This is a genomic window from Lactobacillus crispatus, from assembly GCF_018987235.1.
Lineage (GTDB): Bacteria > Bacillota > Bacilli > Lactobacillales > Lactobacillaceae > Lactobacillus > Lactobacillus crispatus.
Genome location: NZ_CP072197.1, coordinates 1,205,268 through 1,220,915, shown reverse-complemented (window position 1 = coordinate 1,220,915; position 15,648 = coordinate 1,205,268). Strand labels below are relative to the sequence as shown.

The following is a 15,648-nucleotide window of genomic DNA, read 5'->3' as shown; positions in this document are numbered from 1 at the left end:
AGAATAGGATTTTCATGGAATTACAATTTTTAGGTACTGGTGCTGGGCAACCTTCAAAGCAACGCAATGTTTCTAGTGTTGCACTTAAGTTGCTGGATGAATTGAATGAAATCTGGCTTTTTGACGTAGGTGAAGCAACTCAGCATCAAATTTTAAGAACAAATATTAAATTACGAAAAGTTACCAAAATTTTTATATCACATAATCACGGTGATCACATTTTTGGGTTACCAGGGTTATTGTCAACTCGTTCTTTTCAAGGTGATGTTGGTCCTATTACTATTTATGGTCCCAGTGGTATTGAAGAATTTGTTAGAACAGCTCTTAAGGTATCTCGGACTAAAATTTCATATCCTATAAGGTTTGTTGAATTAGCTAAATCAGGGTTAATCTGTGAGGATAAGGGCTTTCGAGTGTATACGGAGCAACTAGACCACCGGATACCCAGTTTTGGTTTTAGAGTAGTGGAGGCTTCACATCCAGGCGAATTATTAATTGACAAGTTAGCACAGTATAATGTTCCTAATGGGCCACTTTTGGGGAAATTAAAAAATGGCGAAAAAGTAACTTTAGCTGATGGTACTGTTTTGGATGGTAAAAATTTCTTAGGACCTACTAAATCGGGAAGAATTGTGACGGTCATCTATGACACACGTTCCACGCCAAGTATTGCTCGTTTGGCTAAAGATGCAGATGTTTTAGTCCATGAATCAACTTTTGCAGGGGATGAACAAAAATTGGCGCATGATTATTATCATTCTACTTCGGTTGAAGCAGCCAAAATTGCTCGGAAAGATAATGTTAAATTATTATGTCTAAATCATATTTCTGCTCGTTATATGGGTGCTAAAGCGAAAAAACTCGAAAAACAGGCTAAAAAAGTATTTTCTAATACAGTATTAGTTAATGATTTTGATCAGATTAATATTCCAATGAAAGGCTCAGAAAAATGAAAGACTCATTAAGAAATAAAGTTGTTGTAATTACAGGTGCTTCAAGTGGGATTGGACGTTCCATTGCCCTTGAAAGTGCTGGTCGTGGTGCTACTGTAATTTTAATTGCTAGAAGAAAGAACCAATTAGATGAAATTGCAGCAGAAGCTAAAGAACTATCCGGTGCTGAAGCATATGTTTTTCCAACAGATATGGGTAAGCCGGAAGAAATTGAACAAACCTTTAATGCAATTACTAAACAAGTAAAACACATTGACTTTTTAGTTAATTGTGCTGGTTTTGGTAAATTCGAAGAATTTATGGACCAAAAAATGCAAGACGTTACCAATATGTTCCAAGTTAATGTTTTAGGTTTGATGTACTTTACTCGTTTAGTAGGTAGGGTCATGATGGAACAAAAGACTGGTCAAATTATTAATTTTGGCTCAATTGCTGGCAAGGTACCAACTACCAAGTCAGCCGCTTACAGTGCATCTAAGGCTGCCGTAATTCAATTTTCAAATGTCTTACGGCTAGAATTAAAGCCATTTGGTGTCAAGGTAATGACTGTAAACCCAGGACCAGTTTATACTAATTTCCTCAATGTAGCAGATAAGACTGGAAATTATGTCAAAAATGTTCAAGAATTTATGTTGGATCCAGATGATGTTGCTTGGCAAGTAGTTCACTTCTTTGGCAGTGATAAACGTGAATTAAATTTACCACTTAGTTTAGCTGTAGCGGCTAAATTGTATAATCTATTTCCATCGATTGGTGATGAGATTTCCTTAAAGTTTGCTTCTAGAAAGTAAAAAAAGATGGAAAAACAAAGAAATTTAATTATTGGATCAGTTGTGGCTTTAATTGCAGTAATTTTTGTTGTTTTAAATACATCACCTGTCGCAATTAATTTTGGCTTTTTTAAGGTGAGGTTACCACTAATTGTTGTGTTAGTGGTAATGGTGATTATCGGGATGATTATTGCTTGGTTCTTTGGACGAGATACTAAGGAAAAAACGGATCACAAGGTCACTTTCTTCAATAAAAAAGAGAAGAAAATAGAATAAATCTTGATTTATTAGCAATTGAATAGTATGATTGAACTACGTGAGTGATTCGGGGTTATATGACCCTGAAGCTTAAGACTACAATAAAGGAGATCAAATTAAATGGCAGTTCCTGCAAGACATACTTCTAAACAAAAGAAACGTTCACGTCGTGGTCACATTAAGTTGAGTGTTCCAGCAATGCACTATGATGCAACTACTGGTGAATACCGCTTAAGCCACCGTGTTTCACCAAAGGGTTATTACAAGGGTCGTCAAGTTGTAAATAACAACGACAACAGCAATAACTAGTTAAAGGACACCTTTGATATGGTGTCTTTTTTTATACCTAGAAAAAGGAAAAACAAATAATGAAGTTAGTATTTTTACATTCTAGTGATACACATGGATTTTTGTTGCCAACTGATTACCAAAATAAAACCGACTATCATGCTCCTTTTAGTTTGAGTAGAGTTAGCTCAGTTATTAAATCTGAAAAGAAAAAGTATGGTGATAACAATGTTGTAGTTACCGATGCAGGTGATTGTTTGCAAGGCTCACCACTTGCTTCCTATGCTCATTCAACTGGTGATTATAGTGATTTACGTATTTTTACGCAAGCTTATAATGCAGTGGGGTATGATGCTCGCTTTTTAGGTAACCATGATTTTAACTTTGGATTAGATTATTTAAGCTACTATGTTGATAACAATGAGGCACCAATCATTAATGATAATGTACTGGATGCAGAAACAGAAGTTCCATTTTTTGGTAGAGAATACACTATTATCAAGAGAAATGGCTTAAAGATTGGTTTATTGGGGATTACAACGCAATATATCCCACATTGGGAACCTAAAGAAAATGTAAAAGGCTTAAAGTTTGCCTCTGCTTACGAAAAAATTAAGCATTATGCCAAAATATTACGCCCTCAGGTTGATATTTTAGCTGTGATGTATCATGGTGGCTTTGAAAGCGATCCTGAAACTGGTAAGGCGACTGAACCTAATCGTGGTGAAAATGAAGGTTATCAGATTTTAACCAAAATTCCAGAAGTTGATGTCCTATTGACAGGTCACCAGCATCGGCGCTTAAATTTGGTTACACGCGATACTGCTATTGTTCAACCAGGTTATCGCGGTGAAGCTGTAGCTGAAGTGGTTCTTGATATTGATGATGATACTAAGAAAATCAAATCAATGTCCACTAAGTTGATTGACACTAACGATTATGATCCTGATCCTGTAATTGTTGATATTGTATCTGACTTGGATAAAAGAACACAAAAATGGCTAGATCAACCAATTGCACATTTAGATAAACCTGCTCGAATTGAAAATGCAATGAAAGGCAGAATAGAAGGCGCGCCATTTATTAATTTAATCCAACAAATGCAATTATGGTTTACTAAAGCTGATGTTTCGGCAACTGCAGTGATGAGTGAGACAGCTAAGGGATTTGATAAGACCATTACTATGAGAGATGTTTTGTTAAATTATCCGTATGCTAATCAGTTGTGTCGTGTGAAGCTGACTGGTAAAGAATTACGTCATATTATTGAGCACTCTGCTGGCTTTTTGAAGAAAGATGAAGCAGGAAACATTGGCTTTATTGATCGATGGATTAAGCCTAAGCCAATGTTGTATCATTTTGACGTCTTTTATCCAGTCGAATATGAAGCGGATTTATCCAGACCAGTAGGTGAACGGCTGACTAAACTAACTTTGCACGGTAAGCCAATCAAAGATGATCAGATTTATCATTTAGCAGTTAACAACTATCGTGCTATGGGTGGGGGATTTTATCCTGAATATAGTATGGAAAAAATTGAAACCACTTTGGATAAGGACTATGTACAAATGTTTAGCGAATATTTGACTCATGGACCAGTCGAAGTAGATACAAAAAAGAATTATAAGTTTTACTAAACCAAACGAAAAAGACGTGAGAATAAAAACATCTCACGTCTTTTTTGAATAGATTGAATAATTATTTTAACTTACTGTATTTACTATTATCTTTGTGTGAACGAGCAGTAATAGTCGCAATAATTGCTGAGAAAAGAATACCAAAAATGATCCCAACGATTACACAATTTCTTAAATCTGTGCCGTTGAATGAAGCACTTCGGGTTAAAGGACCAGCAATAAAGCCTACAACTAACATGTAGATTACGCTCCATACAGTTGTGATGATATAACGACCCATAATGATTCCTTCTTTCGTGTAAGATTTTATCAAAAATGAAGCGCAAATTCAAACCTGATTGGTTCAATTTGGTATACTTAATTTAATGTTTGTAATGACGAAAGGTGGTTAATTTATGCAAGTAGCAGCACTTCAAAACATAAGCTCCTTTACGCTTTTAAGTAGTCCAACCAAGGTAAGTGATTTGATAAAAGACGCTAAAGAGAAGGGCTATCCTGTGGTTGGTTTAGCCGACGTGAACGTGACTTATGGTTTGGTCAATTTTTATGAGTTGGCTAAAAAGGCGGGAATTAAACCACTTCTTGGGATGCAACTGCGTTTAAATGGTTTGGTTGATAGCACCCAAAAATATGATTTGCTAGTTTTTGCCAAAACAAATAAGGGCTATCATAATTTATTGCGACTTTCTAGCGCGGTAAATTTGTTAACGGAAAATGGGCAAAACGATAAGGTCTTAACGCTGAATGAATTAACCAAATATTTAGATGATTTGTTGATTATCGTACCAGCTAATCTAAAAAGTGAATTAATGGCGCTGCATGATACAAATCAGGCATTAGGCAGTGATTATGTTCGCCAACTAAAGAAGTTAACGTCTGATCTTTATTTGGGTGTATATGCTTCAAAAGCAAGTATAGATTACATTGATTATGTCCGTGGATTAGCTAAGCAATTTGAATTATCTTTAGTTGCAGTGGAAGATAGTCAATATTTACGGCCACGTGAGCAATTTTTACAAAAAACTTTGCGTGCGATTGCTAAGGGAGATAAATTGCAAGATATATTGCCACTAGCTAAGCAAGCTGGTTCGCATTATTTAGATTCTGCACAAAATGTTTTAGAACGCTATCATCAATATGACTTGGATGATGCAATTAATAATACTTGGAAAATTGCTCAGAAATGTAATGCTGAAGTGATCTTTCAAAAACCGGTCTTACCTAAATATCATCAAGATAAGTTTCCGACTTCAGAAGAATATTTGCGTTATTTGGCTCAAACTGGTTTACAAGCGCGCTTTGGTCAAAAAAGTATTCCAGCCGAGTATCAGAAAAGATTAAATTATGAATTACGAGTCATCAATCAGATGGGGTTCGATGATTATTTTTTGATTGTATGGGATGTAATTAACTATTGTCACCGAGTAAAAATTACTACTGGTCCAGGACGTGGTTCAGCTTGTGGTTCACTGGTTTCATACTCTTTGCGTATCACTGAAGTTGATCCCATCCAATATAATTTACTGTTTGAGCGTTTTTTAAATCCGGCTCGTCATGAGATGCCTGATATTGATCTGGACATTCCTGATATTCAACGGAATACAGTAATTAAGTATATGTATCAAAAGTATGGCATGGATCATGCTGCTCAAATTTTGACTTTTGGTACAATGGCTGCTAAACAAGTATTAAGAGACGCTGGCCGGGTTTTTGGCTTAACAGGACCAGAAATCACTAAGTGGACTCACGCAATCCCGTACTCTAAAGATAAAATGGGATTAAAAAAAGCATATCAAGAGTCTAGAGAACTAAGATTATTGGTTGATGCAACGCCTGAGAATAAATTGTTATTTAAGACTGCTTTAGGACTTGAGGGATTGCCAAGGCATTATTCTATTCATGCGGCTGGATTGGTGATTAGTGATGATTCGATTGCTGGCATTTCGGGATTGCAGGCTGGTCCTTTCGGCATTCCTGTAACTCAGCAAACCAAAAAATATGTTGAATCATTAGGTTTGCTAAAGATCGACTTTTTGGGATTGCGCAATTTGACAGTTTTAGGCAATATTTTAGCTTTAGTGCGGCAGCAAGGTGTAAAGCTAGATCCTAATACAATTCCGTTAAATGATCCCAAAACAATGGAACTGTTTCAACAAGGTAAAACAGATGCAGTCTTCCAATTTGAATCTGGTGGGATTCGTGGTGTTTTGCGTAAATTGCATCCCGACAATTTTGAGGACCTAGTAGCGGTGAACGCTTTATACCGTCCAGGTCCAATGCAAAATATTGACGCATTTGTTGCAAGAAAAAATGGTACGGCTACTGTGCATTATCCTGATCCCAGTTTAAAGCAAATTTTACAATCAACTTATGGAATTTTGGTTTATCAGGAACAAGTCATGCAAACAGCTCAAATCCTGGCAGGATTTTCATTGGGTGAAGCCGATATTTTACGACGTGCGATGTCTAAAAAGAATCAGAATGTCATTGAGCAAGAACGTGGAAAATTTATTGCTGGTACGGTCAAAAAAGGTCATCCTAAAGAAGTAGGTGAGCGAGTTTATCATTATATAGAGCAATTTGCTAACTATGGTTTTAACCGTTCACACGCGGTGGCATATACCAAGATTGCCTTTTGGCTAGCTTATTTGAAGGTTCATTATCCTGCTGCATTTTACACAGCGATGCTCAATTCATCAACGTCTGCTAAAGCGCAAAGCTATTCGATGCAAGCTCAGGAAGCTGGAGTTCGTATTTTGCCGCCTGATATCAATCACAGCCAATTAGACTATACTTTACAAGATGGCAAGATTTTAGTTGGTTTAAAAGCAATTAAAGGATTACGTCTTGATTTTGCTAAGGAAATAGCTGCCAATACTAAACCGTATAAGTCTTTTAATGATTTTTTGCGTAGAATCGATGCTAAGTTCTTACAAGTAGACGCAATTGAAGCATTGATTATGGCTGGAGCATTTGACTCAATCGAAGATAATCGCAATGAGTTATTGCTTAACTGCAAAGATGTAATTGCTAATGTGCAATTAACGGGACAAAATATGTCTTTATCTGAGATTCTGGGGGATGCACCACTTAAGCCTGCTGAGCCACCGACTGCTGCCCAAAAAGCAGAAATGGAAGAGAAAGCTTTAGGCTTTACTACAACAACTACTCCTCTAATAGCTGTACAAAAATATGCACAAAAATTTAACGCTAGACCATTGAATCAATTTCAGTTAAATGATAGTGGTATTAGCGTGGGTAAATTAATGAAGTTAAAGCAAATTAGGACCAAAAATGGAAAAACAATGGCTTTTGCTAGTTTTGCTGATACATCTAGCGAACAAGAAATTATTATTTTTCCACCGGCTTATGAAAAATTTGGCTCTATTTTAAAAGAAGGAGATATTTATTTACTAGGAGTCAAGGTTCAAGGTGATCGATTTGACCAAAATAAAAAACAGTATTTCTTAACCAATTTGCGAAAAGTTAATTTTAAAGAATAAAGTTCAAATTACAAAGCTATCTTTGACGATGGATGTAAGTGCTAACAAACTTAAATACGGAAAGAAAGCATAAATTAGCCCAATTTTTGTGAGCTTTTTTGCCTAAAAAATGTTAATATTTATGTGATGTGAGAAATTACACAAAATAATCATGATGAGGTGAATTCATGAAACGGATTGGTATTTTAACTAGTGGCGGAGACGCCCCTGGTATGAATGCAGCAATTAGAGCTGTGACAAAGACTGCTATCCATCATGGGCTTGAAGTCTTTGGAATTCGTTATGGTTTCGCTGGTTTGGTTGCAGGTGACTTTGTTCCGCTTACCACGGAAAATGTTGACCACAAGATTAGTGAAGGCGGTACTTTCTTGTACAGTGCTCGTTTCCCTGAATTTGCACAAGAAGAAGTGCAACAAAAGGGTGTTGAGCAATTAAAGAAACATGGTATTGATGCGGTTATCGTAATTGGCGGTGACGGTTCATACCATGGTGCTTTAGCCTTGACTCGCCACGGCGTAAACTCAGTTGGTTTGCCAGGAACTATCGATAATGATATTCCTTATACTGACTACACGATCGGCTTTGATTCTGCTTGTCGTACTGCTATGGATGCTATCGATAAAATTCGTGATACTGCAAGCAGTCACCACCGCGTATTCGTTGTTAATGTAATGGGTCGTGAATGTGGTGATATCGCTATGCGTGTCGGTGTAGCAAGTGGAGCAGACGCAATTGTAATTCCTGAACGTTCATACGATGTTAAGGAAATTGCAGAAACTCTTACTCGTGGTTTTGCAGATGGCAAAGATCATGGTATCATTGTTTTAGCAGAAGGCGTTATGGCTGCTGATAAGTTTAAGGACGAACTCCTTAAATATGGTGACTTTGATGCTCGTGCTAATGTCCTTGCGCATATGCAACGTGGTGGCTCACCTACTGTTACAGATAGAGTTAATGCTACTAAGATGGGTAATTATGCTGTTAAGTTACTTCTCGATGGGAAGGGCGGTTTAGCTGTCGGCATGGAGAATGGTGAACTTAATACCCACGACATTCTTGATTTGTTTGACGGTAAACACCAAGGTGATTATGCGTTATTGGATGTAAATGAAGAAATGACTAAATATTAATTTAGTTGATTTTTGGAGAGGATTTTTTTAATAATGAAGAAAACTAAGATTGTTAGTACTTTAGGGCCAGCTTCAAACGATATTGAAACTATTACTGCTTTAGCTAAGGCTGGTGCAAACGTATTCCGTTTCAACTTCTCACACGGTGACCACCCAGAACACCTTGCTCGTATGAAGATGGTTCGTCAAGTGGAAAAGGATACTGGTTTACTTCTTGGTATCGACCTTGACACTAAGGGTGCTGAAATCAGAACCACTGAACAAGAAGGTGGTAAGTTCACTATTAATACTGGTGACATGATCCGTGTATCAATGGATGCCACTAAGAAGGGTAACAAGGACATGATCCACGTTACCTACGACGGTTTATACGATGATACTCACGTTGGTGGTCACGTATTAATCGATGATGGTTTGGTTGACCTTTTGATCAAGGAAAAGGACGACTCAAAGAGAGAACTTGTTTGTGAAGCTCAAAACACTGGTGTAATCGGTTCAAAGAAGGGTGTTAACGCTCCTGGTGTTGAAATTCGCCTTCCAGGTATTACTGAAAAGGATACTGATGACATTAAGTTTGGTTTGAACTATGGTATTAACTTCATTACTGCTTCATTTGCACGTAAGGCTCAAGATATCTTAGACATCCGTAAGCTTTGTGAAGAAGCAGGTGCAGACTACGTTAAGATCTTCCCAAAGATTGAATCTCAAGAAGGTATCGACAACGCAGACGAAATTTTGCAAGTTTCAGATGGTTTAATGGTTGCTCGTGGTGACATGGGTGTTGAAATTCCATTTATGGAAGTTCCATTTGTACAAAAGAGCCTAATCCGCAAGGCTAACGCACTTGGTAAGCCAGTTATTACTGCTACTCAAATGCTTGACTCAATGCAAGAAAACCCACGTCCAACTCGTGCCGAAGTTTCAGACGTTGCTAACGCTGTTCTTGATGGTACTGACGCAACTATGCTTTCAGGTGAATCAGCAAATGGTCTTTACCCAGTTAAGGCTGTTAAGGCTATGGCTGAAATTGACGAACGTACTGAAAAGCAAATGCTTAAGCGTAATACTTTAGCTCTTCAAAGATTCGAAGCCTACAAGGGTTCAAACGTAACTGAAGCTATCGGTGAATCAGTTGTACGTACTGCTCAAGAATTAGGTGTTAAGACTATCATTACTGCAACTAACTCAGGTTACACTGCACGTATGATTTCTAAGTACCGTCCAAATGCTGACATTATTGCTATGACCTTTGACGAAAAGATTCAACACTCATTGGGTATCGTTTGGGGTGTACAACCAGTATTGACTGAAAAGCCTAAGTCAACTGATGACATGTTTGAAATGGCTGCTAAGGTAGCTAAGGAAAAGGGTTACGTAAAGGATGGCGACCTTGTAATTATCGTTGCAGGTACTCCACTTGGTGACTCAGGTACAACTAACTTAATGAAGTTACAAATCATCGGTAACAAGTTAGTTCAAGGCTTAGGTGTTGGTAACGGTTCAGTTATCGGCAAGGCTGTTGTAGCTAACTCAGCTGAAGAAGCAAACAGCAAGGTTAAGGAAGGCGACATCTTAGTTGCTAAGACTACTGACCCAGACTACAACCCAGCTATCAAGAAGGCTTCAGGTTTAGTTGTTGAAGCTTCAGGTTTAACTTCACATGCCGCAGTTATCGGTTTATCATTAGGTATCCCAGTTGTTGTTGGTGCTACTGACGCTACTGACAAGATTTCTGATGGTTCAACTATTACTGTTGACGCTCGTCGTGGTGCTATCTACCAAGGCGAAATCTCAAACCTTTAATTTTAAGAATATAATTTAGATAGATTAGCTAATCAAAAAATAGCCAGCTTAAGTGCTGGCTATTTTATTTTGCATAAAAATCTCTTATACTTATATGTAAGAATATGTAAAGTAGGAGATTTTTAAATGCTTGGAACAGTTCGTAAAGGAAAAATTACTGACGAAAACGATAAAGCTTATTATGTTCAAATTGATGGACTGACTTATGAATTGAAGAAGATCGAGATTACGCAAGATGATATTCCTAAAATTGGAGATGAAGTCGAAGGTTTTATTTATGATAATAAAAGTCATGATCGAGAAATGACACAATTTTTGCCATTCGCGCAACCCGATCAATATGGTTGGGGAAAAGTAACCGAGGTACGTCCAGGCTTAGGCGTCTTTGTTGATGTAGGTCTACCTGATAAAGACGTTGTTTTATCAATGGATGATCTTCCTAGAGAAAAAGAAAGATGGCCTCGACGTGATGATCGACTTTTAGTAAGATTAGAAACTGACGAAAAAGATCGTATTTGGGCTAAGCTAGCAGATGAAAATATTTTTGACCAATTAGCTGCTAACTTTCCACGTGGAATGAATAATGAAAATGTCTTTGCAACGGTTTATGCTACACGAGAGATAGGAGCATTTGTTTTAACTAGTGATTATTATCTTGGCTTTGTACATGAATCGCAGATGCCACGTCCTATGAGACTAGGTGAGCAATTCAAGGGTAGAGTAGTCGGTGTCAGTCAATATGGACGTTTGAATTTGAGTGCTTTGCCTCGTGCTTTTGAAGAAATTGATGATGATGCGCAAATGATTTTGATGAGTTTGCGGAGAAGAGAAACCAAGACTCTACCTTTCTATGACAAATCAGGTGCACAAGAAATTAAATCATACTTTGGTATTTCAAAATCAGCTTTTAAACGTGCGGTCGGTCATTTGCTCAAGGCTGGATTAATTGAAGAAGATAAAACAGCAGGTACGATTACTTTAATTAAGGATCCAGAAGAGAACGATAATGGAGAAGAATAATTTAAAAGATCAAATTGATGATTATTTACGCTACAGTCAAGTTGAACGAGGATTAAGTGATAATACAATTAATGCTTATCGTCAAGATTTAGAAGAATTTCGAACTTTTGTAGAAAATGAAGGTATGGCTTCATGGCCAACTGAAGCAAGCGATGTGGATGCGTTTTTAGCTCGGCAGCGTGATTTGAACAAAGCAACCAGCTCAATTAGTCGACTTATTTCTAGCATGCGTAAATTTTATCAATGGTTAGCTCGGCAAAATATTCAAAAGTTAAATCCAATGTTGGAAATCGATTTGCCTAAAAAAGAACGTCGTTTGCCGACAGCTCTCTCTCAAGCTGAAATGAATAGGCTACTTGAGCAGCCAAATACTAAACGAAAGTTAGGTATACGTGATCGTGCTATCTTAGAGACATTATATGCCACGGGAATGAGAGTAAGCGAATTAATTAATTTGGAGTTGCAGGATTTACATGACAATTTAGGCTTAGTTCGGGTTCTTGGTAAAGGCGAAAAAGAACGATTGATTCCAATTAGTCCTGTTGCTCTTGATTGGATAAAAAAATATGAAAATGAAGTTCGTGATCCGCTAATTTTACAAGTAGGGAAAAGCGATGAACATATTTTTTTAAATAATCGAGGAAAAAAGATTACACGACAGGCTATTTGGCAGATGATCAAAAAGTATTGTCAAATGGCGGCAATTACTAAAGATGTCACGCCACACACTTTACGTCATACGTTTGCAACACATTTGCTAGAAAACGGCGCAGATTTGCGAGTAGTGCAAGAAATATTAGGACATTCTGATATTAGCACGACACAGATCTATACCAATTTATCACAAAAGCAAATTTTAAATGTTTATCAGAAGACACATCCTCGTCTTTAGGTGATTAAATGCTAATACAATATAAAAAAGATTATGAGAAGATAGCAATGGGATTACTATCCTATTTACCTGATTTTAAAAATATCGAAAACTTAAAAGAAGAAATCACGCTTAATCAGGATGAAAATGACTTTATTTTGTATCTTTATCGTAATAGTCAAAATAATATGGTGGGCGTAATAGGAACCCAAGTATCTAATCAGTTTGTAATTATTAGATATTTGTCTTTAGCTCCTGGTTTTCGTGAGATTAGTTATGAACGGAAAATTGTTGATGAACTAAAGCACGAATATCCAGATAAACGAATAACTGCTGTACCAGAATATACAAATTTATTAAAAACGGTAGAAGAAGATAATGGACAAAAGTAACTTAACTTTAGAATTACCGAATTTTGAAGGACCACTTGATTTATTACTGCATTTGATCCAATCGCAAAAAATTGATATTTATGATATCCCAATTGCCCAAATAACTAGTCAATATTTAGAATACTTGCGCCAAATGCAAAGCTTAAATTTACAAATTGCAGGCGAGTATTTTGTCATGTCATCAACTTTATTGCGAATTAAATCACAGTATTTGTTGCCTCAAAACGATTTTGTAGATGATATTCAACCTGATGAAGATCCAAGAGACGAATTAGTGCAACAATTGGTACAATATTCTGTGTTTAAGAAAATATCTGCTTATTTTAAAGAACGTAATGAAGAAGTACCGATTACAGTTGCTAAAGAAGCTAGTGTATCAACCACTGCTAAAGTTCAACCGCTGCCTAAGGGTCAGATAACTGCACAAGAATTAGCGACGACTTTTACGATGGTCTTACATCGTTTGAAGTTGCAGCAACCAGATACCGCTTCAATTAGAGTAGCAGAAACGCCGATCAATGAGATGATGGATTTTTTGCATGGACAATTGAAACGAAAAAGGCAAGTTAGTTTCTTTGCTTGCGCGGACAAAATGCAGAATATCTCAGATGTTATTGGCTTATTTTTAGCGACACTAGAATTGTGTAAAAAACAATTAATTCAGATTACACAAGCACGTGAATTCGGTGATTTAAATTTAGAAAGAATTGATACGAATGGCAAGTAAACTAGCAAATTTAGAAGCTCTTTTGTATGTCGCAGGTGACAATGGGCTTGAGGAGCAAAATCTAATTGAACTACTTGAAGTTGATGGTGAAGAGCTAGGTCAGTTAGTCACTCGTTTGCAGCAAAAAATGAAGGCTGATCCAGACTCGGGAATGCAAATAATTCATATTGCAAATACTTATAAGATGACAACTAGTCAACAGACAGCTAAGATAATTGAAAAGTATTTTCAAAAAGATTTAACTAAGAATTTGAGTCAATCAGCACTTGAAATTCTCTCAATTATTGCTTATCGACAACCAATTACTAGAATAGAAATTGATGATATTCGTGGAGTAAATTCATCAGGAGCTTTACAGACATTGATTTGGCGAGGATTAATTAAACAAGACGGCAAAAAAGATGCTCCAGGTCATCCTAAGTTGTATGTTACAACTGATTATTTTTTACAATATTTTAATTATCAAAGTTTGGCTGATTTACCGTTAATCGAAGACTTTGAGGATACAACTGATGGTGAGGAGATTGACTTATTCGATTCAAAAGGTAGCGCAGACAAACATTTAGAAAAAGAGGGATAGAAAATGGCAGAACGATTACAAAAAGTAATTGCGGAAGCAGGAATCGCTTCAAGAAGAAAAGCTGAAAAAATGATTGTAGCCGGTCGAGTTAAAGTAGATGGGCATGTTGTTACTAAGCTAGGTACTAAAGTCGATACTTTTAGTAATATTACAGTCGATGATGAACCAATTGAGCGGGAAAGCCTACACACGTATTTGTTTTATAAGCCTCGCGGCGTTGTTTCGACTGCAGAAGACGATCGTGGTAGAAAAACTGTAGTTGATTATTTCGAAGATTTACCATATCGTTTGTATCCAGTAGGAAGATTAGATTATGATACGTCAGGTTTATTGCTAATGACTAACGATGGCAAATTAGCAAATTTATTGATGCACCCTAAAAATGAAGTGGCTAAGGTCTATGTAGCCAAGATTAAAGGGATTTTAACTCCTGATGAAATTAAAACCTTGACTCAAGGAGTAAAGTTGGATCATTTTAAGGCTGCGCCTGCCAAGGTCAAAGTATTGAAAACTGATTATAAGAAAGACACACAAATTGTCCAAATTACAATTCATGAGGGACATTATCATCAAGTTAAGCGAATGTTTAAAGCAGTAGGTCACTTAGTTGATAAGCTTGCTCGTGAAAAATATGCCTTTTTAACTCTGGATTCGCTTACATCAGGGCAATATCGGGAATTATCGAAGCATGAAGTTGACAAATTAATGCAATTGAACTAAATTATAACTGTAATTAAATATTCAAGGTTATTGTCTTCAGGGCAGGGTGAAAGTCCCGACCGGCGGTGAAAGTCCGCGACCCACGTCAGTGGTTGAATCGTTAGATACCGATAGTTAAAGTCTAGATGGAAGAAGACAGGCTAAAAAAACTTACTACACTTTTTAAGGTCTGTTGCTGAAGCAATAGACCTTTTGTTTTGGGAAAGGAAAGTAAGTTATGGATCAAGCTAAATCCAAGAATAGTAGTTTAACTAATGTGATTGCATATGCTTTAATTGGCTGTATTGCTTTTGTAGTTATGAAATTTGAATTTCCAATCATGCCTGGAGTTGCCTTCTTAAAGTTTGATTTTTCAGATGTCATTATTACAATTGGAATGTTTATTTTTGGCATTGTACCGGGAGTTATTATTGCTTTAATTCGAATGTTGCTTAGTTTAATTTTTAGTGGTTTTGCATTACCAAGCCTTGTTGGAAATCTAGCAGCATTCTTAGCTTCAATGTCATTTGCAGTTCCATTTTATTTATTAAGTAAAAATGTGAGTGCGGATAACCGCAAGACAATGATGGGCAGAGTTAAACCAATTTGTGGTTTGGTAATTGGGATTATCGCAATGGCAGCAGTGATGTCATTGGCTAATGCCTTCGTTTTGACTCCTATTTACGCAGTAACAGCGGTACCAAACTTGCCTGCTATTAATAGCTATAGTGCCTTGTTAAGCTTTACTGAGAAAGTTTACTTGGGTCAGTTATTGCATTTACCATCAATGTCAACCTACATTTTTAGTATTATCATGCCCTTTAACTTGTTAAAAGGATTAATTAACGCTGTGGCTGTTTACTTATTGTTTGAAGCTACCTTGAAAACAATTAAGCCATTCGTTCGTAAGAGATTTAATTTGAATTAAGTTATCATCCCATCAATTTTTTAAGTTGATGGGATTTTTCATATTCAAAGCATCCTAAAATATGCTAAAATTAATCCGTTAAGTGAATG

16 protein-coding genes and 1 riboswitch are annotated in these 15,648 nt (G+C 36.7%); of the genes, 15 read left to right on the top strand and 1 reads right to left on the bottom strand.

The genetic code is table 11. The features are described 5' to 3' along the window. The first annotated feature begins 14 nt into the window (after positions 1-14). The 5 genes from rnz (at position 15) to J6L97_RS05915 (ending at position 3,906) form a co-directional block, all read left to right on the top strand. Positions 15-953: a ribonuclease Z gene (rnz, locus tag J6L97_RS05935; protein WP_005724643.1), complete on the top strand. Its 939-nt coding sequence runs from the start codon at positions 15-17 to the stop codon at positions 951-953. Continuing rightward, positions 950-1,744, top strand: coding sequence for an SDR family NAD(P)-dependent oxidoreductase (locus J6L97_RS05930; RefSeq protein WP_013086283.1), 795 nt, complete (start codon positions 950-952; stop codon positions 1,742-1,744). Before rnz ends, J6L97_RS05930 begins: the two co-directional genes overlap by 4 nt. 6 nt (positions 1,745-1,750) lie before the next feature. After that, complete coding sequence (locus J6L97_RS05925) at positions 1,751-1,999, top strand: lipopolysaccharide assembly protein LapA domain-containing protein (protein WP_005720153.1); 249 nt, start codon at positions 1,751-1,753, stop codon at positions 1,997-1,999. 102 nt (positions 2,000-2,101) lie between these two features. Then, the gene (rpmF, locus tag J6L97_RS05920) at positions 2,102-2,290 is read left to right on the top strand and encodes a 50S ribosomal protein L32 (protein WP_005720154.1); all 189 of its coding nucleotides are present in this window, start codon (positions 2,102-2,104) and stop codon (positions 2,288-2,290) included. Positions 2,291-2,349: 59 nt separating this feature from the next. Next, positions 2,350-3,906: a bifunctional metallophosphatase/5'-nucleotidase gene (locus J6L97_RS05915; protein ID WP_057726527.1), complete on the top strand. Its 1,557-nt coding sequence runs from the start codon at positions 2,350-2,352 to the stop codon at positions 3,904-3,906. A gap of 61 nt (positions 3,907-3,967) precedes the next feature. On the opposite strand, the gene J6L97_RS05910 is transcribed toward J6L97_RS05915, so the two are convergent. Beyond that, positions 3,968-4,186 carry a DUF2929 family protein gene (locus tag J6L97_RS05910; protein WP_005722935.1) on the bottom strand — a complete coding sequence of 73 codons (219 nt, stop codon included), beginning with the start codon at positions 4,184-4,186 and terminating at the stop codon, positions 3,968-3,970. A gap of 115 nt (positions 4,187-4,301) precedes the next feature. Here J6L97_RS05910 and J6L97_RS05905 point away from each other — a divergent pair, with 115 nt between their 5' ends. The 10 genes from J6L97_RS05905 (at position 4,302) to J6L97_RS05860 (ending at position 15,559) form a co-directional block, all read left to right on the top strand. Continuing rightward, a complete protein-coding gene (locus J6L97_RS05905; RefSeq protein WP_057726526.1) occupies positions 4,302-7,409 on the top strand; it encodes a DNA polymerase III subunit alpha in 3,108 nt (1,035 codons plus the stop codon). Positions 7,410-7,576: 167 nt separating this feature from the next. Further along, positions 7,577-8,539 (top strand): 6-phosphofructokinase, encoded by a 963-nt coding sequence (pfkA, locus tag J6L97_RS05900; protein WP_005720158.1) that lies wholly within the window; start codon positions 7,577-7,579, stop codon positions 8,537-8,539. A 33-nt stretch (positions 8,540-8,572) separates the two neighbouring features. Continuing rightward, positions 8,573-10,342: a pyruvate kinase gene (gene pyk, locus J6L97_RS05895; RefSeq protein WP_013086285.1), complete on the top strand. Its 1,770-nt coding sequence runs from the start codon at positions 8,573-8,575 to the stop codon at positions 10,340-10,342. A gap of 126 nt (positions 10,343-10,468) precedes the next feature. Beyond that, positions 10,469-11,362 (top strand): CvfB family protein, encoded by an 894-nt coding sequence (locus tag J6L97_RS05890; RefSeq protein ID WP_013086286.1) that lies wholly within the window; start codon positions 10,469-10,471, stop codon positions 11,360-11,362. Further along, a complete protein-coding gene (gene xerD, locus J6L97_RS05885) occupies positions 11,349-12,254 on the top strand; it encodes a site-specific tyrosine recombinase XerD (protein ID WP_013086287.1) in 906 nt (301 codons plus the stop codon). Before J6L97_RS05890 ends, xerD begins: the two co-directional genes overlap by 14 nt. 8 nt (positions 12,255-12,262) lie before the next feature. Continuing rightward, positions 12,263-12,625, top strand: a complete 363-nt coding sequence (locus J6L97_RS05880; protein WP_005720166.1) for a hypothetical protein — start codon at positions 12,263-12,265, stop codon at positions 12,623-12,625. Beyond that, on the top strand, positions 12,612-13,352 hold the full coding sequence (locus tag J6L97_RS05875) for a segregation and condensation protein A (RefSeq protein ID WP_005720168.1): 741 nt from the start codon (positions 12,612-12,614) through the stop codon (positions 13,350-13,352). The genes J6L97_RS05880 and J6L97_RS05875 overlap by 14 nt, the downstream gene beginning before the upstream one ends. Next, a complete protein-coding gene (scpB, locus tag J6L97_RS05870; protein ID WP_005720170.1) occupies positions 13,342-13,932 on the top strand; it encodes an SMC-Scp complex subunit ScpB in 591 nt (196 codons plus the stop codon). The genes J6L97_RS05875 and scpB overlap by 11 nt, the downstream gene beginning before the upstream one ends. 3 nt (positions 13,933-13,935) lie before the next feature. Continuing rightward, positions 13,936-14,652, top strand: a complete 717-nt coding sequence (locus tag J6L97_RS05865; protein ID WP_057726525.1) for a pseudouridine synthase — start codon at positions 13,936-13,938, stop codon at positions 14,650-14,652. Between the two features lie 28 nt (positions 14,653-14,680). After that, positions 14,681-14,793: riboswitch (FMN riboswitch) on the top strand. A gap of 76 nt (positions 14,794-14,869) precedes the next feature. After that, on the top strand, positions 14,870-15,559 hold the full coding sequence (locus J6L97_RS05860; protein WP_005720173.1) for an ECF transporter S component: 690 nt from the start codon (positions 14,870-14,872) through the stop codon (positions 15,557-15,559). Positions 15,560-15,648: the final 89 nt, after the last annotated feature.